This is a genomic window from Chitinimonas prasina (assembly GCF_030160395.1).
In the GTDB taxonomy this organism is placed as follows: Bacteria; Pseudomonadota; Gammaproteobacteria; order Burkholderiales; family Chitinimonadaceae; genus Chitinimonas; species Chitinimonas prasina.
The window spans coordinates 1,505,350-1,522,182 of record NZ_BSOG01000001.1 but is presented as its reverse complement, the minus strand read 5'-3'; the positions used below and the strand labels follow the sequence as shown (position 1 = coordinate 1,522,182).

20 protein-coding genes and 1 other RNA gene are annotated in these 16,833 nt (G+C 64.2%); 11 read left to right on the top strand and 10 right to left on the bottom strand.

Annotated features, from left to right (window positions below; genetic code table 11):
* Nucleotide 1: 1 nt before the first annotated feature.
* Genes QQK16_RS07040 through mraZ form a run of 6 tightly spaced genes read right to left on the bottom strand, consistent with a single transcriptional unit; the run spans nt 2 to nt 6,297 of the window.
* A complete protein-coding gene (locus tag QQK16_RS07040) occupies nt 2–1,378 on the bottom strand; it encodes a UDP-N-acetylmuramoyl-tripeptide--D-alanyl-D-alanine ligase (RefSeq protein WP_284195716.1) in 1,377 nt (458 codons plus the stop codon).
* An 8-nt stretch (nt 1,379–1,386) separates the two neighbouring features.
* Complete coding sequence (locus QQK16_RS07035; RefSeq protein ID WP_284195715.1) at nt 1,387–2,883, bottom strand: UDP-N-acetylmuramoyl-L-alanyl-D-glutamate--2,6-diaminopimelate ligase; 1,497 nt, start codon at nt 2,881–2,883, stop codon at nt 1,387–1,389.
* Nucleotides 2,880–4,619, bottom strand: coding sequence for a peptidoglycan D,D-transpeptidase FtsI family protein (locus QQK16_RS07030; RefSeq protein ID WP_284195714.1), 1,740 nt, complete (start codon nt 4,617–4,619; stop codon nt 2,880–2,882). The genes QQK16_RS07035 and QQK16_RS07030 overlap by 4 nt, the downstream gene beginning before the upstream one ends.
* A complete protein-coding gene (ftsL, locus tag QQK16_RS07025; RefSeq protein WP_284195713.1) occupies nt 4,619–4,894 on the bottom strand; it encodes a cell division protein FtsL in 276 nt (91 codons plus the stop codon). The genes QQK16_RS07030 and ftsL overlap by 1 nt, the downstream gene beginning before the upstream one ends.
* The gene (rsmH, locus tag QQK16_RS07020; RefSeq protein ID WP_284195712.1) at nt 4,895–5,854 is read right to left on the bottom strand and encodes a 16S rRNA (cytosine(1402)-N(4))-methyltransferase RsmH; all 960 of its coding nucleotides are present in this window, start codon (nt 5,852–5,854) and stop codon (nt 4,895–4,897) included.
* Nucleotides 5,851–6,297, bottom strand: a complete 447-nt coding sequence (gene mraZ, locus QQK16_RS07015; protein WP_284195711.1) for a division/cell wall cluster transcriptional repressor MraZ — start codon at nt 6,295–6,297, stop codon at nt 5,851–5,853. Before mraZ ends, rsmH begins: the two co-directional genes overlap by 4 nt.
* A gap of 287 nt (nt 6,298–6,584) precedes the next feature.
* On the opposite strand from mraZ, the gene QQK16_RS07010 reads away from it, so the two are divergent.
* From QQK16_RS07010 to msrP, 3 genes are all read left to right on the top strand, one after another.
* Nucleotides 6,585–6,920, top strand: a complete 336-nt coding sequence (locus tag QQK16_RS07010) for a hypothetical protein (protein WP_284195710.1) — start codon at nt 6,585–6,587, stop codon at nt 6,918–6,920.
* Between the two features lie 24 nt (nt 6,921–6,944).
* The gene (locus QQK16_RS07005; RefSeq protein ID WP_284195709.1) at nt 6,945–7,130 is read left to right on the top strand and encodes a protein MIGRI; all 186 of its coding nucleotides are present in this window, start codon (nt 6,945–6,947) and stop codon (nt 7,128–7,130) included.
* Nucleotides 7,131–7,233: 103 nt separating this feature from the next.
* Nucleotides 7,234–8,169: a protein-methionine-sulfoxide reductase catalytic subunit MsrP gene (gene msrP, locus QQK16_RS07000; RefSeq protein WP_284195708.1), complete on the top strand. Its 936-nt coding sequence runs from the start codon at nt 7,234–7,236 to the stop codon at nt 8,167–8,169.
* Nucleotides 8,170–8,228: 59 nt separating this feature from the next.
* Here the strand turns inward: msrP and rnpB are convergent.
* An RNA gene (rnpB, locus tag QQK16_RS06995) (RNase P RNA component class A) lies at nt 8,229–8,656 on the bottom strand.
* Between the two features lie 92 nt (nt 8,657–8,748).
* Nucleotides 8,749–9,786, bottom strand: coding sequence for a dihydroorotase (pyrC, locus tag QQK16_RS06990; RefSeq protein ID WP_284195707.1), 1,038 nt, complete (start codon nt 9,784–9,786; stop codon nt 8,749–8,751).
* A 224-nt stretch (nt 9,787–10,010) separates the two neighbouring features.
* On the opposite strand from pyrC, the gene QQK16_RS06985 reads away from it, so the two are divergent.
* Nucleotides 10,011–10,439: a DUF1801 domain-containing protein gene (locus tag QQK16_RS06985; RefSeq protein ID WP_284195706.1), complete on the top strand. Its 429-nt coding sequence runs from the start codon at nt 10,011–10,013 to the stop codon at nt 10,437–10,439.
* On the opposite strand, the gene QQK16_RS06980 is transcribed toward QQK16_RS06985, so the two are convergent.
* Together QQK16_RS06980 and QQK16_RS06975 are read right to left on the bottom strand one after the other, a co-directional pair.
* Nucleotides 10,436–10,672: a sulfurtransferase TusA family protein gene (locus tag QQK16_RS06980; RefSeq protein WP_284195705.1), complete on the bottom strand. Its 237-nt coding sequence runs from the start codon at nt 10,670–10,672 to the stop codon at nt 10,436–10,438. The two genes, QQK16_RS06985 and QQK16_RS06980, sit on opposite strands and share 4 nt — an antisense overlap.
* A gap of 52 nt (nt 10,673–10,724) precedes the next feature.
* Nucleotides 10,725–11,309, bottom strand: coding sequence for a HutD/Ves family protein (locus QQK16_RS06975; protein WP_284195704.1), 585 nt, complete (start codon nt 11,307–11,309; stop codon nt 10,725–10,727).
* A 62-nt stretch (nt 11,310–11,371) separates the two neighbouring features.
* On the opposite strand from QQK16_RS06975, the gene QQK16_RS06970 reads away from it, so the two are divergent.
* The 7 genes from QQK16_RS06970 to QQK16_RS06940 all read left to right on the top strand — a co-directional run bounded on the left by QQK16_RS06970 (nt 11,372) and on the right by QQK16_RS06940 (nt 16,825).
* A complete protein-coding gene (locus QQK16_RS06970; protein ID WP_284195703.1) occupies nt 11,372–11,701 on the top strand; it encodes a hypothetical protein in 330 nt (109 codons plus the stop codon).
* Entirely contained in the window at nt 11,698–12,888 is a 1,191-nt protein-coding gene (gene chrA / locus QQK16_RS06965; protein ID WP_284195702.1) for a chromate efflux transporter, read from the top strand. The genes QQK16_RS06970 and chrA overlap by 4 nt, the downstream gene beginning before the upstream one ends.
* Before the next feature lie 48 nt (nt 12,889–12,936).
* On the top strand, nt 12,937–13,680 hold the full coding sequence (locus tag QQK16_RS06960) for an NRDE family protein (RefSeq protein ID WP_284195701.1): 744 nt from the start codon (nt 12,937–12,939) through the stop codon (nt 13,678–13,680).
* Between the two features lie 3 nt (nt 13,681–13,683).
* On the top strand, nt 13,684–14,670 hold the full coding sequence (locus QQK16_RS06955) for a cation diffusion facilitator family transporter (RefSeq protein ID WP_284195700.1): 987 nt from the start codon (nt 13,684–13,686) through the stop codon (nt 14,668–14,670).
* 114 nt (nt 14,671–14,784) lie between these two features.
* The gene (locus QQK16_RS06950) at nt 14,785–15,084 is read left to right on the top strand and encodes a putative quinol monooxygenase (protein WP_284195699.1); all 300 of its coding nucleotides are present in this window, start codon (nt 14,785–14,787) and stop codon (nt 15,082–15,084) included.
* A 58-nt stretch (nt 15,085–15,142) separates the two neighbouring features.
* Nucleotides 15,143–16,297 carry a glycosyltransferase family 4 protein gene (locus tag QQK16_RS06945; RefSeq protein ID WP_284195698.1) on the top strand — a complete coding sequence of 385 codons (1,155 nt, stop codon included), beginning with the start codon at nt 15,143–15,145 and terminating at the stop codon, nt 16,295–16,297.
* 111 nt (nt 16,298–16,408) lie between these two features.
* Nucleotides 16,409–16,825: a CoA-binding protein gene (locus QQK16_RS06940; protein ID WP_284195697.1), complete on the top strand. Its 417-nt coding sequence runs from the start codon at nt 16,409–16,411 to the stop codon at nt 16,823–16,825.
* Nucleotides 16,826–16,833: the final 8 nt, after the last annotated feature.

Sequence of the window (16,833 nt, the reverse complement as noted above, 5' to 3'; positions counted from 1 at the left end):
CTCAGGCTCCTTTGCTTTCTGCCGAGGTCAATGCCTCGACGATCTGTTCCATGCGCATAAAGCGCGATCCCTTGACCAACACCACCGTATCGGCAGTCACCCGAGGCTTGAGCGCGGCCAGCAGCTCGGCATGGCTCTCGAACCAGGCGCCACCGTCGCCAAATGCCGCCACGGCATGGCGCATGCCTTGGCCAGTGGCGTAGAGCGTTTCCAGCCCCTTGGCCTTGGCATAGCTGCCCAGCTCGGCATGCCGCTTGACCACGTCGTCGATCTCGCCGGTATCGCCCAGCACCAGGTAGCGCGGTGCCGGCAGGGCAGCCAGTACGTCGATGGCAGCCTGGATGGAACTGGGGTTGGCGTTGTAGCTGTCGTCTATCAGCAAGGCACCGTTGGCGGCGCGCTTTTGCTGCAGCCTGCCCTTGGCACCGGCAAATGCCGCCAGGCCGGCAGCAATCTCGCCGCAGCTCAGGCCCAGCGCATGGGCGGCCGCAGCCACCGCGAGTGCGTTACGCACGTTGTGCAGACCGGGCGTTGGCAGGTGCACCGGTGCTTCGCCGGTGGGCGTATGCAGGGTGAAGCGGCTGCTCAATGGCTGCATCTCCACCTCTCGAGCCTGTATCTCGCCTTGCAGCAGCCCAAAGCCCAGGCGCACCCGGCTTTTGTTCAGGCTTTGCCAGTAGCCGGCGAACTCGTCGTCCAGGTTGATCACGGCCGTACCGCTATCGGCCAGGCTATCAAATATCTCGCCCTTGGCCTGCGCTATGCCGGCGGGCGACCCCAAGAACTCAATGTGGGCAGTACCGGCATTGTTCACCAAAGCCACCGTGGGGGCAGCCAGGCCGGAGAGATAGGCAATCTCGCCGAAATGGTTCATGCCCATCTCGATCACGGCATAGCGATGCTGCGCACAGAGGCGCAGCAGCATCAGCGGCACGCCGATGTGGTTGTTCAGGTTGCCGGTGGTGGCCAGTACCGCGTCGTGTCCCGCCTTGAGCCGCAGCACGGTGGCCAGCATCTCCTTCACCGTGGTCTTGCCGCTGGAGCCTGTCACCGCCACCACGGGCAGTTCAAACTGCCGGCGCCAATGGGCCGCCAGGCGGCCCAACCCAGCCAGGGTATCGTCCACCAGCAGCAGGGGGGCCGTCTCGGGCAAGGCCGTCAGGCAGGCATGGCCAGTCTCCACCATGGCCATCGCCGCACCACGGGACAGCACATCAGCCACAAAATCGTGGCCGTCGAAACGCTCGCCCTTGAGCGCCACGAACAGGTCGCCCGGCTGGATATCACGGCTATCGGTCGTCACTCGCAGAAAAGCGACGGCGCCGTCGCCACGCCAGGTGGCATTCAGCGCGGTGGCCGCAGCGGCGAGAGTCAGCATGACGTTGTTCACTTCAATGGCTTCCAGGCTGCCAATGCAGCCCTTGCTTGTTGTTCATCGCTGAACGGCGCCTTCACACCGTTCGCGTCCTGGTATTCCTCGTGGCCCTTGCCGGCGATCAGTACCACGTCGCCGGGCTCGGCCAGCTCGATGGCGGCGGCGATGGCCGCGGCGCGATCACGCTGTACGCTGTAGTCGCCGAAATGTGGGTTCTTGGCCGAAGCGCCGTCCACGCCATCCAGAATGTCGTGGATGATCTGCTTGGGGTCCTCGGTACGTGGGTTGTCATTGGTGATGATCACCGTATTGGCCAGGCTGCAGGCGATACGGGCCATCTCGGGGCGCTTGCCCCGGTCCCGGTCGCCGCCACAACCAAACACGCAGTACAGGCGACGCTTGCCAGGCATGATCTCGCGCAGGGTGGACAAGGCCTTCTCCAGGGCATCCGGCGTGTGGGCATAATCGACCACCACCAGCGGCAGGTCACCACCACCCAGGCGTTGCATGCGTCCCTTGGCCGATTCGATACGGCCCAGCACTGCGGCGGCATCTGCCAGCGCTACCCCGCTGCTGAGCAATACACCCAGGCAGGCCAGCAGGTTATAGGCATTGAAGCGCCCCACCAGGGGGCTGTTGATCTCGGTCCGGCCCCACGGTGTAGCCACCGCCAGCCTGAGTCCGGCCAGACTGGTTTCCACCGTGTCCGCGCGGATATCGCCGGCATTCAGGCCATAGGACAAGCCTAGCCCCGCTGGCAGCTGGGCCAACAGTTGGGCGCCAAAGCTGTCGTCGGCATTGATTACGGCAGCCCGCAAGCCCTCCCACTCGAACAGCCTTTGCTTGCTGGCGCCATAGGCTGCCATGCTGCCGTGGTAGTCCAGGTGGTCGCGGGTCAGATTGGTGAACACGGCGGTATGGAAGGCCACCCCATGGGCACGCGCCTGCTCCAGCCCATGCGAGCTGACTTCCATGGCCAGGTGGCTGGCGCCTTCGCTGCGATAGCGGGCAATCAGGTTCTGCAAGCGGACGGCATCAGGCGTGGTGTGGCTGGCTTCTTCCAGCTGCGGCAGGAAGCCATAGCCCACCGTGCCGATCAAGGCCGCCTTTTCGCCCAGCAGGGTATAGGCCTGGGCCAGCCAATGGGCACAGCTGGTCTTGCCATTGGTGCCCGTCACGCCCACGCAATGCAGTGCCTGGCTGGGATTGCCCAGCAGGTGGGCCGCCACGATGCCGGCCAGTTCGCGTAGCCGGGGTATGGCCAGGTTGGGCACTGCAGCCCATTCAGTGCGCCAGGCGTAGTCCTCGGCTTCCCACAGTATGCAAGCCGCACCGGCACTGATCGCGTTGGCGATATGGTCGCGGCCGTCGCTGTATTCGCCCTTGTAGGCAAGGAATACATCGCCGGGCTGTATCTGCCGACTATCGGCCAGCACCCGCCGGCCTGCTGCGATCGCGTCTATAGCAGCCCAATCGGGCGAAGGGAGAAGCCAAGTGCCTGGTTTCACATTTCCTCCTTCACAAGGTCGCCCAACATATCCAGTTGCGGCACGTTCTGCGGCGCATCGGGTGGTATGCCCATCACCCGCAGGCTGCCGGCCACCACGGCACTGAATACCGGTGCAGCCACGTAGCCACCGTAGTAACGCCCAGGTATCGGTTCGGGTTCGTCTATCATCACCGCCACGATCAGCCTGGGGGCCGACATGGGTGCGATACCCACGAACGAACCCACGTATTTGTCAGTCGCGTACGCGCCGCCCGCCAGCTTGTGCGCCGTCCCGGTCTTGCCGCCCACGCGATAGCCCGCCACTTGGGCGCGCAGCGCAGTACCTCCAGGTTGGGTCACCATCTCCAGCATCTTGCGTATCGCCTGTGCCGTTTCCGGCTTGATTACCGACCGCCCCGGCAAGGGAGCGACCAACTTCTGAAAACTGATGGGCCTGATCTCGCCATCCGTGGCAAAGATCTGATAGGCCCGCGCTATCTGTAGCAAACTCACCGAGATACCGTGGCCATAAGACATGGTGGCCTGATCTATCGGTACCCAGTTCTTCCAGGGCCGCAAGCGGCCCGCTACCTCACCGGGGAAGCCGCTACGTGGCAGCTGTCCAAAGCCCAGGCTGTCGTAGAAGGTCCACAGGTACTCCCTGCCCATGTCGAGCTGCAGCTTGCTGGTGCCTACATTGCTGGAGCGCTGTATCACCTGCTCCACCGTGATGGCACCATGCGGCCTGGTGTCATGCACGGTAGCGGGGCCGATGCTGTATCTGCCGTTGCCGGTCTGCACCACCGTCTGCGGCGTGACATTGCCCGTCTCCAGGGCCGCCGCCACCGTGAACGGCTTCAGGGTGGAGCCCGGTTCGTACACATCGGTCAACGCCCGGTTGCGGCGGGAGGCCGGATCCAGCTTCTCGCGGTTATTGGGGTTGAAGCTGGGCATGTTCGCCAGCGCCAGCACCTCACCAGTATGCGAATCCAGCACCACGATGCCGCCCCCCTTGGCATTGGTGCTCTCCACCGCCTTCTTCAGCTCGCGGAAAGCCAAGTACTGGATCTTGCTGTCTATGCTCAGCGTCAGCGTCTGGCCGTCACGTGGCTTCTCTATGCTGGTCACATCCTCGACGATGTAGCCGCGCCTGTCCTTGATCACCTGGCGACTGCCGGGCTTGCCCGCCAGCATGGATTCACGGGTCAGTTCAAAGCCTTCCTGGCCCTTGTTGTCTATGCCGGTAAAGCCGATCACATGCGCCAGCACCTCGCCTGCCGGGTAGAAGCGGCGGTACTCGGTCTGCTTGGCGACACCGGGAATGCCCAGGCCCAGCACACGCTCGGCGGCATCCGGCGGCATCTGCCGGCGCAGGTAGACGAAGTCGCGCTTCTTGTCGGCCAGCTTGCGCTTCACCTCGGCCGGCTTGAGCCCCAGGGCACGCGCCAGATTGGCCAGCTGCGTGTCGGTCAGCTTGGGCACGTCCGGTGGGCTGGCCCAGACCGACTGCACTGGGGTCGATATCGCCAGCGGCTCGCCGTTGCGGTCGGTAATCATGCCGCGATTGGCTTCCAGCACCAGCCGGCGGCTGTAGCGGGCTTCGCCCTGCTCGCGCAGGAACTCTTCCTTGTAGCTCATCAGGTAGGCAGCACGCCCCACCAGCACCAGGAACAAGGTCAGCAAGCCGCCCAGCACCAGCCAGGCACGCCACATCTGCAGCTTGAGGGCGAGGTTCTTGTTGGTGCGATAGGCCATTACTGCGCGCCTCCGGCCACCGGAGCCAGCTGGGTATGGGCGCCATCAGGCACTCGCATGTTCAGCCGGGTCGAGGCTTCCCGTTCTATCCGCGAATGCATGGCCCAGGTGCTTTGCTCCAGCTGCAACTGGCCCCACTCCACATCCAGACGGCGTGCCTCGGCCTGCGCCTTCTGCAACTCGATATAGGCTCGCCGGGCTTTATGCTGTGAGGTAACGACCCCCAGCGCACAGGCGATAAGGACAAAGAGCAACAACAAGTTCAACCGCGTCACTTAAGCGCTCATCCCTTTGGGAATGGGCGCACCTGTACGCTCTGCAATACGCAGAATGGCGCTGCGGGCGCGCGGGTTTTCATCCACTTCGGCTTGCGATGCTCGCACCGGCTTGCCGATCAACTTCAGCGGCGCCTCGCCGATATCAGCAGCCCGCACCGGCAGGCGCGAGGGCAGGCGATCGGCCTTGGCGGCGTCCTGCATGAAGCGCTTGACGATACGGTCTTCCAACGAATGGAAGGCAATGACGGAAAAACGACCGCCCGCTGCCAAGCGGCCCAGGGCCTGGGGCAAGGTCAGCGACAGCTCCTCAAGCTCACGATTGATGTAAATCCGTATAGCCTGGAAGGTGCGCGTCGCCGGATCCTGGCCCGGCTCCCGGGTGCGGACGGCCTTTGCCACGATCTGGGAAAGTTGTCCTGTTGTGACGACAGGGTTTTCGACCCGAGCCGCAACAAGCGCGCCTGCAATCTGTTTAGCAAACCGTTCTTCGCCATAGTCCCGTATCACCTCTGTGATGTCTGCCTGCTCGGCCGTTGCCAGCCATTCCGCGGCCGTTTGGCCCCGGGTCGTATCCATGCGCATGTCCAGCGGGGCATCAAAGCGAAAGCTGAAGCCACGGCTGGCGTCATCTATCTGGGGGGAAGACACACCCAGGTCCATCAGCACACCGTCGACCAGGCCCACGCCCAATTCATCCAGGCCGCTGTGGAAGGCGGCATAGGGCTCATGCACGATGCTGAATCGGGGGTCGGCAATGCTGCGGGCATTGGCGACGGCCTGCGGGTCCTTGTCGAACGCGATCAGGCGCCCAGCTGGTCCCAGACGGGAAAGAATCAAGCGGGAATGGCCGCCACGGCCATAGGTGCAGTCCACGTAGCAACCATCGGGCTTGATGGCCAACCCGTCCACCGCTTCGGTTAGCAGCACCGTGCGGTGGAGAAAGTCAGCGGCGCTCACAGCACGAAACCGTCAAGTTGGGCTGCAATATCGGCTGGCGACATGGCCAGCGCTGCAGCGGTTTGCGCATGCCAGCGCGCTTCATCCCACAACTCGAACTTACTGCCCAGGCCAACCAGGGCCACGGCCTTGTCGAGTTGGGCAAAGCTGCGCAGGGTGGTAGACAGCAGGATGCGGCCGGCGGAATCGATCTCCACCTCCTCCGCATGGCCCAGGATCAGGCGCTGCAATGCGCGGGCCTGGGGATTGAAAGCAGGTAGATTATTCAGTTTGTCACGCACAGGTTCCCAGGCAGGCTGGGGATAGATCAGCAGGCACTGGCTGGGATCGACCGTGACCGTCAGCCGCCCGCCGCAACCCTCAAGCAGGGCGTCGCGATGCTTGGCCGGTATGGCCAATCGCCCTTTGCTGTCGAGGTTAAGGAGTGCTACGCCGCCAAACATGATTAACGCCAAGTTCCCGCATTGGGGGAGAAAGCCCGACTTAAAGCCTTCCAGGAAAAATCCATTCGTGGGCGGATGAAACACTTTTCACCACTTTTTCCCACTACACCCCACTATATGGCAAGGAATCAAACCGGGTCAAGCTAACGCTTTGGGATTTTTTGTTTTTGCTACAATCACTTACGGCTAATTTGCCAAGTAGTACCCTAATGCAATAATCCTTTGCAAATAAGGGTTTATGTTAAAACCTGAAAGTAACGTCTCAACTTCGTTCGGAAAACGCCTTCATGTCCAACCGCATTCTTGCCCTACTAATACCGATGTCATTGCTGTTATCCGCCTGTGCGCAGCTCCAGCAGACCGGTCAGGCAGTGGCAGAAAACAACGGCGTGCTGCAGGACAGCGACACCCGCTATCTCGGTCAAAAGAAGTACCAACTGCGTGTCACCGGCTCCTCACTACTGTTTGACGGCCAGGCCGAGCAGTTTTTCCGTCGCCGCGCCGATACCTTCACCCAGAAGCTCGGCTGCAAGAGCTGGCAGCTGCTGAGCTACAAGTCCGGTACCGAGAACACCCTGCTGGGAGCACGCCAGTACGCCGAGGGCGTGGTGCAATGCCTGTAGGCGACTCGGCAGGAGGTGGCTGAGATGCTGGTCAAACTGATACGGCTGGGCCTGTTCCTGGCCGTGCTGTTGCTGCTTTGGAATGCCGTCCTCAAGCCCGAGACACGCCAGCGCTTCCGTGGCCATATCGTCACCCTGGCCTATGCCATGCTGCTTGCCTCCTGCATCATGGGAGGCTGGCACTGGTGGCGCTATGGCAGCAGCGCCTAGGGCAAGGCTAGCGGGCTAGTTATCCACAGCCCGGCGCCCCGTCAGAAATGCCGAACCGGTACGACCAAGGTGGGTCCAAACCCCGTACCCAGCAGGAGTCGCCATGTCCGCCTATCGTCCGCCCCATATCGCCCCCAGCGAGATCACGCCGGAAGACCTCTACCTGAGCCGCCGTGCCTGGATGCAGGGCGCAGCGGCACTGGGTGCGGCGGCCTTGCTGCCCGAGGCCGTCGCCGCCCCGCTGGAGAAGCTGCCCACCTTCTACAAGAGCCGCTACAGCAGCAGCGAGCCGCAGAACAGCCTGGGCCAGATCACCAGCTACAACAATTTCTACGAGTTCGGCACCGATAAGGGCGATCCGGCCGACCATGCCCACACGCTCAAGACCGATCCCTGGGTGGTGGAGGTTGGCGGCGAGGTGGCCAAGCCACGCCGCTTTGATATCGACAGCCTGCTCAAGCTGGCCCCGCTGGAAGAGCGCATCTACCGCCTGCGCTGCGTTGAGGGCTGGTCCATGGTCATCCCCTGGGTAGGCCTGCCCTTGAGCGCCTTGCTCAAGCAGGTGGAACCCACCAGCCGGGGCAAATACCTGGAGTTCACCACCCTGTTGGCACCCGAACAGATGCCAGGCCAGAAGACCTCGGTGCTGGACTGGCCCTATGTGGAAGGCTTGCGCCTGGATGAGGCCATGCACCCGCTCGCCATCCTGGCGGTGGGCCTCTATGGCAAGCCGCTGCCGCGCCAGAACGGCGCGCCGGTCAGGCTGGTGGTGCCTTGGAAGTATGGCTTCAAGAGCATCAAGTCCATCGTCAGGATACGGCTGGTAGAGAAACAGCCCATCAGCAGCTGGACCCGCGCCGCACCCACCGAGTACGGCTTCTACTCCAACGTGAACCCCGAAGTGGATCACCCGCGCTGGAGCCAGGCCAGCGAACGCCGCATAGGCGAATTCCTCAAGCGCAAGACCCTGATGTTCAATGGCTATGCCGACGAGGTAGCCGGCTTGTACAAGGGGCTGGATCTACGCCGGCACTTCTAGTGCCCGCAAGCCAGCAAGCAAAAGACGCAGCACAGGGCTGCGTCTCTTGGGGGTATCAAAGGCGAAGTCGGCCTGTAAGCCGGGTCCTGTGACGCAGCGGTTGCCCGCTGCCGACAGTCATTCCTCTAGGACGTACATTGCTGCACGCCTCAAGCAACCTACCCGCAAGCTCAGGGGGCCCCGTCAACGCTTGCCTATTTGGTCTTGCTTCGGATGGGGTTTAGCCTGCCTCGAGCTGTTACCAGTCGAGCGGTGCGCTCTTACCGCACCTTTTCACCCTTACCTGTGCTGCCCTTGCCCGGCTTGCGCCTGGTTCGGGTACAACCACACAACCCTTGCGGGCCATGCAGTCCAGCCATCGGCGGTTCAGCTCTCTGTTCCACTTTCCGTCGCCTCACGACGCCCGGCCGTTAGCCGGCATCCTGCCCTATGAAGCCCGGACTTTCCTCCCCCCGCTTGCGCGGGCGGCGACTGTCCGGCCAACTTCGCCCTGCTAGTCTACCACCCCGGTCAAGCCCCCTGCAGGCAAGTTTGGCTTTGCCGCCTGATTGCCAGGTATCGCTGCCCAGCTATCTGCGCTCAAGCCTGCAGACGCCAGCCTACGGTTTCACCGGCACGCAAGGGCACCAGGGTGTCGCTACCGACATAGGGCAGCTCCAGGGGCACCGGCGTGGGCTCCTTGACCAGGGTGATATGGTCAGGATTGGCCGGCAGGCCATAGAACAGCGGGCCAAAGCGGCTGGCGAAACCTTCCAGCTTGTCCAGCGCCCCCACGGCATCAAAGGCCTCGGCATACAGCTCGATGCCATTGTTGGCGGTATACATGCCGGCACAGCCGCAGGCGGCCTCCTTGGTGGATTTGCCATGCGGCGCACTGTCGGTGCCGAGGAAGAATTTGGGGCTGCCACTGACCGCCACATCCATCAGCGCCTGGCGATGAATCTCGCGCTTGAGTACAGGCAGGCAGTAATGGTGCGGTCGTATGCCTCCCTGGAACAGGGCATTGCGGTTCATCAGCAGATGATGGGCCGTAATAGTGGCCGCGACATTGTCGCCGGCGCTCCAGACGAAATTGGCCGCTTGCTTGGTGGTGATGTGCTCGAACACCACCTTGAGCCGGGGCAGCTTCTCCAGCAAGGGCTTCATGACCTGATCGATGAACACGGCTTCGCGGTCGAATACATCGACCGCCGTATCGGTGACTTCACCGTGCACCAGCAGGGGCACGCCAAGCTCGGCCATGGCCGCCAGGGTGGGCAGCACCTTGTTCACATCGGTCACGCCGGCATCCGAGTTGGTAGTGGCGCCAGCGGGGTAGAGCTTGAGCGCCTTGACGAAGCCACTGGCCTTGACCCGCTCTATTTCTTCGGGCGGTGTCACATCGGTCAGGTACAGGGTCATCAGCGGCTCAAACGCCATGCCAGCCGGCACGGCCGCCAGGATGCGCTCACGGTAGGCCGCTGCCTCTGCCACCGTACGCACAGGTGGTTTCAGATTGGGCATCACGATGGCGCGGCCAAAGCGGCGAGCTGTGTCAGGCAGCACTGCTTTCAAGGCATCACCGTCGCGCAGGTGCAGGTGCCAGTCATCGGGGCGGATAAGCGTAATTTGGGTCATGGCTCAGGGAAGCAGAGTGGCGGTAAGCTGCAATTATCCCGTGAATCCAAGGCCTTGTGGAGAATGTCGCACACCCGGCCTCCGCCCTGGCCCCACCGGTTTTGCCTACACTACACTGGCGCATTATCGGTAAGTGCCTGGCGTATCAGGGCAGCTTAGGCGCCTGCTCTAGCTGTTACGGTCCATCATTGACTTGTGTTCAAGCAGGCCCCAGGGAGCCCCACATGAGCAGCACCACCAAGACTCGCCCCAGCGGCGAGACCATCGCGGAATTCCTGGCGGGCATAGGCGATCCGCAGCGGCAGGCCGATTGCCGCACCCTCACCACCCTGATGCAGGAGATCAGTGGCTATCCACCGGTCATCTGGGCCAGCAGCATGGTGGGCTTCGGCCAATATCACTATCGCTACGCCAGCGGCCATGAAGGCGATATGTTCATGCTGGGCTTCTCACCCCGCAAGCAAGATCTCACGCTCTACCTGCTAGCTGGCTTCGACGAGCATGCCCCCTTGCTGGCCCGCCTGGGCAAGCACAGGCTGGGCAAGAGCTGCATGTATCTGAAGTCGCTGGCACAGGTGGACATGGCTGCGCTGCGGGAACTGGTCACCCTGTCGCTACAGCGCATGCATGCCCTGCAGGCCAGTACGCATTAACGCCGGCGTATCCAGAACAGGAACTTCCCGTCGGCCGGCTCCTGGTGTGCCAGCTCATGGCCCGTCTGGCGGCAGAATGCCTCAAAGTCGCTGGGTGTGCCGGGGTCGGTGCAGACAAGGTGCAGCACCGTGCCGCTGGGCAGATCGGCCAGGGCCTTCTTGGCCCGCAGTATGGGCAGGGGGCAATTCAGGCCGGAAAGATCGACGGTCAACTGGGCTTCAGGCGCGGTCATGGTGCAGGATTCCAATGGTGATACAGCGAAAATCGGGGCAAGCCCGGATGGTTCAAGGGCTGGGAATGCAAGCGCGCGGCGCCGCCACCACCCTGATATAGCGGCAGGCTGTGGTGGCGGTCAGGGTCTGCGCAGCCTCCTGCAGCAGCAGGAGCTGGCCGGGCAGCAATGATCCGTCCGCGTCGTCCAGTTGCCCCTGCAGCAGGTAGACCAGCACCCTGGAACCATCCAGCGTCACCGACTGACCGGCAGCCAACTGCTCCACCGCCAGGCTGGCCTCGCCCCAGTCGCGCGCCACCATCAGGTTGAAGTCCCGCAGGCTGCCACCCAGCAGGCGGCAGCTTACGGCCGCCTCACCGGCAAACCGCAAGGGCTGCAGCGGTTCGGACAGCAGCACCTCCTCGCCAGCCTCAAACTGCAGCGCCATGCCATCCCCCTCCAGCAGCAGCAGGGTGCGGTCGACCAGAGGAAAGCTGGAAAACGGCCCGCCCTCAGCCACGGTGGCAATGGACAGCCGCAGGGCAAAATCATCGGGGCGCTGCGGATGAGGCAGGCGATACAGCTCGCAGGTACTGCCCCCGCCGTTCCGCCAGGGCATGGCCCGGAAATCATCGCCCGTCAGTACGCGTCTTGTCATCTGGCCTTGCCTTTCATTGCGGCATAATGCCGCCAGCCCTTATCTGCGACAAGACATCCCCCATGGAACCCAGCCTTTTCCAGGCCGGCAAGCTCGCCCTGGTAGACCTCACTGGCCTCTCCCGCGACAGCCTCCACCTGCACATCGGCCTCTTGGTATGGCTGCTGGCCATGCTGCTGGGGCGCCGTTCCCCGCGTTCCTTACTCCCCCTTGCCATGGCCGCACTGGCCGCTACGGCCGGCGAGCTGCTGGACAGGCACAACGCACTCAGCCTGCTGGGCCATTGGCACTGGCAAGCCAGCCTGCACGACTGGGTCAACACCCTGCTCTGGCCCTCCCTGCTATGCCTGCTGGCACGCAGTGGCCGGCTCGATACGGCGTTGCGTACATGACGCCCCCCAGCCTGGCAGTCGCCAGCCGCTTCTGGCTCAAGCTGGGCTTCATTTCCTTCGGCGGCCCTGCCGGCCAGATTGCCTTGCTGCGTGAAGAACTGGTGGAGCGGCGAGGCTGGATAGACAGCGAGCATTTCAACCATGCCCTGGCCTATTGCATGCTGCTACCAGGGCCGGAAGCACAGCAGCTGGCCACCTATCTGGGCTGGCTGCTGCATGGCCGGCGGGGTGGCATCATTGCCGGCCTGCTGTTCATCCTGCCCTCCCTGCTGCTGATGCTGCTGCTGGGCTGGCTGTATGTGCGCTTTGGCCAGAGCCCGGCAGCCAGCGCCATCAAGCTGGGGGTGCAACCCGTGGTCATCGCCCTGGTGGCCATGGCGTTGTGGCGCTTCGGCAGCAAGAGCCTGCATGGCCCGCAGGCCTGGTCGCTGGCACTGGCGGCCTTCGCCATCGCCTGGTGGGCCTTGCTGCCCATACCCCTGTTGCTGCTGATTGCAGCCGGCCTGGGCTGGTGGCAGCGACCCGCCGCCGCAACCAACACCCCAAAGCCAGCGCTGGCACTAAGGCGCCGGCTACTGTTCATACTGGTCTTCGTCGCCGCCTTCCTCGGGCTGGCTGTCGCCCTGGCCCCCACCGGCCGGCTGGGCGAGATCGCCAGCGTCTGTGGCAAGGCCGCACTGGTCAGCTTTGGCGGCGCCTACGCCGTGCTGCCCTATTACTTTGATGCCGCAGTGCGCCAGTACCAGTGGATAAGCGCCCCGCAGATGCTGGACGCCCTGGCCCTGGGCGAAACCACGCCCGGCCCCTTGATCATGGTCCTGGCCTTCGTCGGCTACCTGGCCGCACCCGCCGGGCAGGGCTGGGCCGGTGCACTGGTGGCCACGCTGTTTACCTTCCTGCCCTCCTTTGTCTTTATCCTGGCTGGCGCGCCGCTGGTCGAGGCCACCCGCCACCTGCCCAGCGTGCGTGCGCCGCTGGCCACCATGGCCGCCGCCATCGTCGGCCTGATAGCCCAGCTGGCGCTGCTGCTGAGCCTGCATGTGTTGCTGCCGCAAGGCCGGCCCGACTGGCCTGCCCTGCTGCTGGCCCTGGCGGGCTTTGTGCTGCTGTGGCGTGGCTGGTCGGTGCTAAAGGTCCTGGCCCTGGGCTTGTTGGCAGGCCTGCTCCGCACTGCACTGGCCATCTAGCCAGCGGCAATACCCCCAAGCGGGCATCATTCGTCATAAACTGAGGGCATGTGCCTGATTGCCTTTCGTTGGGACCCCGCCCATACCACCCCGCTCGTGGTAGCCGCCAACCGCGACGAGTTCTACGCCCGCCCCACGGCCGCTGCCGACTGGTGGGAGGACGAGCGCATACTCGGCGGGCGCGACCTGATGGCCGGAGGTAGCTGGATGGGCGTGCGGCGGGATGGCCGTTTCGCCGCCCTGACCAACTTCCGCGATCCCAGCCGCCACCTTGCCGATGCGCCCTCGCGGGGTGCCCTGGTGGCAGACTTCCTGCAGGGTGAGCACTCTGCGGGCGAGTTCCTCGCTACGCTGCGCCGCGACATTGCCCGCTACAATGATTTCAACCTGCTGCTGTACGACGGCGAACGCCTGCTCGGCTATGAAAGCCGCCACGACACCGTGTTGCGCTTTGGTCGAGGTGTGCATGCCGTCTCCAACGCCCGCTTCGACACCCCCTGGCCCAAGGCCGAGCGGCTCAAGGCCGGCCTGGCCCGGCATGGCGAGGACGATGAAGCGCTGTTTGCCCTGCTGGCCGACCCAGCCCTAGCACCGGACGAGCAACTGCCGCGCACCGGTGTACCGCTGGAGTGGGAGCGTGCGCTATCTGCCGCATTTATCCGCACCCCGCAGTACGGCACCCGTGCCAGCAGCGTACTACGGCTGGGGCGGCAGGCCATCAGCCTGACCGAACGCCGCTTCGAGCGGGGCGAATTTGTCGCCACCGCCCATTTCGACTTCTCCCCGAGCTGAGCCATGGGCCACGACCATCATCATCACGATCTGCACAACGCCAGCCGCAAACGCCTGCTGCTGGCCCTGTTGCTGACGGCTGGCTACGCCGTCATCGAGGCCCTGGGCGGATTGTGGACAGGCTCGCTGGCACTGCTGTCGGACGCGGGCCATATGCTGACCGACGCCGCCGCGCTGGGCCTGGCACTGTTCGCCCAGATGGTGTCGCGCCGTCCTGCCTCAGCCCGCAACTCCTACGGTTATGCCAGGGCCGAAGTATTGGGCGCACTGGTCAACAGCCTGTTCATGCTGGCCATCGTGGGCTGGATCGCCATCGAGGCACTGGGCCGGCTGGTCAGCGCCAAGCCGGTGGATGGCCTGGGGGTCACGGCCATCGCCAGCGTAGGCCTGGTGGTCAACATCATTGCGGCCTGGCTGCTGTCGGGCGACAGCCACAATATGAACTCCCGCGCCGCAATGATGCATGTGCTGGGCGACCTGTTGGGCTCGGTCGCCGCCATCGTTGCCGGCCTGGTGATCTGGGCCACCGGCTGGGCACCGATAGACCCCATCCTGTCCCTGCTGGTCGTGGTGCTGATACTGCGTTCCACCTGGGCACTGGTGCTGCAATCGAGCCATGTACTGATGGAGGGCGTGCCGGCCCATCTCGACCTGCTCGCCATCGGCACCTCGCTGGCGGCACTGCGCGGCGTGCAGTCGGTGCACGACCTGCATGTCTGGCACCTGGGGCCGGAACGCGTGGCCCTGTCGGCCCACCTTGTGATAGACCAGCCGGAGAGCTGGCCGCGCCTGTTGGCCGCTGGCCAGACCATGCTGGCCAAGGACTACGGCATAGACCACGTCACCCTGCAGCCCGCCTGGCCCGGCCAGCTCCCGGCCGGCAAGATCATCCCCCTGACCGCGGTGACCGAAGCCGGCCAGCCGCAGCACGACCACGAGCACAGCCACGGCCACCACCATCACGATCACCACCACGGCCACTCGCACTAGTGGGCAGAGCCGGGCATCATGCCCGCCAACCCAGCCACTTGATATCCCCGGAAGAAGGCCTCAACTATCAGCCTCAAATTGCCAATAGGCTGTTTTCAATCCGGAGGAAAATGCATGTTCAAGTCAGGCTATTACATCACCGCCGAGCTGCGGCTAAAGCACCCAGGCAAACTGGACGAGGCCAAGGCCGCCTTGGCGCTGCTTTGCCAGCAGTCGCTCACCGAACCGGGCTGCAGCCTGTTCACCGCCCACCACGATGCCGGCCAGCCCAACCGCTTTGTGCTGTGGGAGCGGTTTGACGATGAGGCCGCCTTCAAGTCCCACTTCGATGCCCCTCACACCCAACACTACATCGCCCAGGACCTGACCGAGGTGGTGCAGTACTTCCAGACCGATACCCTGCCCAGCCATTAACAAACTCTTCACGCCGCCGTCACGCGAGCGACATGGCCGCGCAGCTAGTCTGTGCGGCATGGATAACCGCCCCCTGCATCTTGCCCTGATCACCGAAACCTTTCCGCCCGAGGTCAACGGCGTCGCCATGACCGTGGGCCGCATGGCGCACGGGTTGGCGGCAAGGGGGCATAGGGTAGCGCTGGTACGCCCGCGCCAGCATCACCACGAAGCCAGCGGCCGCGACGAGCTGCTGGTCAGCGGCCTCAGGGTGCCGCGTTATCCTGATCTCAAGTTCGGCCTGCCTGCCACCGGACAGCTTCTGCGGCGCTGGCGCACGGACAGGCCCGACCTGGTCGTCGCCGTCACCGAAGGGCCACTAGGCTGGAGCGCCTTGCGGGCTGCCCGCAAGCTGGGCATACCGGCCATCTCCGAGTTTCACACCAACTTCCACAGCTACAGCGCCCACTACGGCATGGCATGGCTGGAGCGACCGGTACGCGGCTACCTGCGGCGCTTCCACAATCGCAATCTGGCCACTCTGGTACCCAGCGAGGACGTACGCAAGCGGCTGGCCGAACAAGGCTTCTGCAATCTGGAAGTGGTGGCTCGCGGGGTCGATACCCAGTTATTCGACCCCTCCCGCCGCTCGGCAGACTTGCGCAGCAAGTGGGGCGCGGGCGAACAGACCCAGGTGGTGGCCTATGTAGGACGCATGGCGGCCGAAAAGAACCTGCCGCTGGTCCTGGCCGCCTTCCGCCAGATGCAGGCCATACGGCCGGACAGCAAGCTGCTGTGGGTGGGCGATGGCCCCGAACGGGCCGCCCTGCAGGCCAACCACCCGGAGCAGTGCTTTGCTGGCATGCAACGGGGCGTCGCGCTGGCAGATCACTACGCGTCGGCCGATGTCTTCCTGTTCGGCAGCACCACCGAAACCTACGGCAATGTCACCCTGGAGGCCATGGCCAGTGGCCTGGGCGTGATCAGCTATGACTACGCGGCCGCCCGCACCCATGTGCGCCACCATGAAAACGGCCTGTTGGCGCGCTTTGACGACGATGCCGACTTTGTCGACCAGGCCCGCTATGCGGCCAGTTACCCCAGCGTGATGCGGGCCTTGGGCCAGGCCGCCCGCCAGACCACCCTGCCGCTGGGCTGGGAGGCCATCGTCCACCGCTTCGAAGATGTCGCCCGCGCCGCCCTGGCGCGTGCAGGCGCGGGCGCACCCAGCTAGGCAGCAGGTGGGCGCGGCCAGCTCGCGCAACAACACCAGAAGGTTTTGTCAGCGACGCCAATTCAGGCCGCCCCAATCCCCGGCTGGCCCTGCCTATGGCATCATCAGGCCATGTTCCAGAATCCCCCCGACACCGTACTGCTGGCCTTGCTGCAGGCCCGCCCCCGCATCGCCGTGGTAGGCCTGTCACCTCGGCCCGATCGACCCAGCTATCGCGTTTCGCGCCAGATGCAGGCCTGGGGTTTTGACATCGTGCCAGTCCGGCCCATGTTGGCCGAGGTGCTGGGCCAGCCCGCCTACGCCAGCCTGGAAGCCGTGCCCGGCCGCATAGGCCTCGTCAATGTGTTCCGCAATGCCAACGAAGTGGATGCCGTGGTCGACAGCGCCATTGCCATCGGCGCCCCAGCCATCTGGATACAGCAAGGCATCATCAACCACCCAGCGGCCTTGCGCGCCCAGGCGGCCGGCCTGACCGTAGTGATGGATCGTTGCATCATGGTCGAGTACGCCCGCTTGGCCACTGCCTGAGAGCCTGT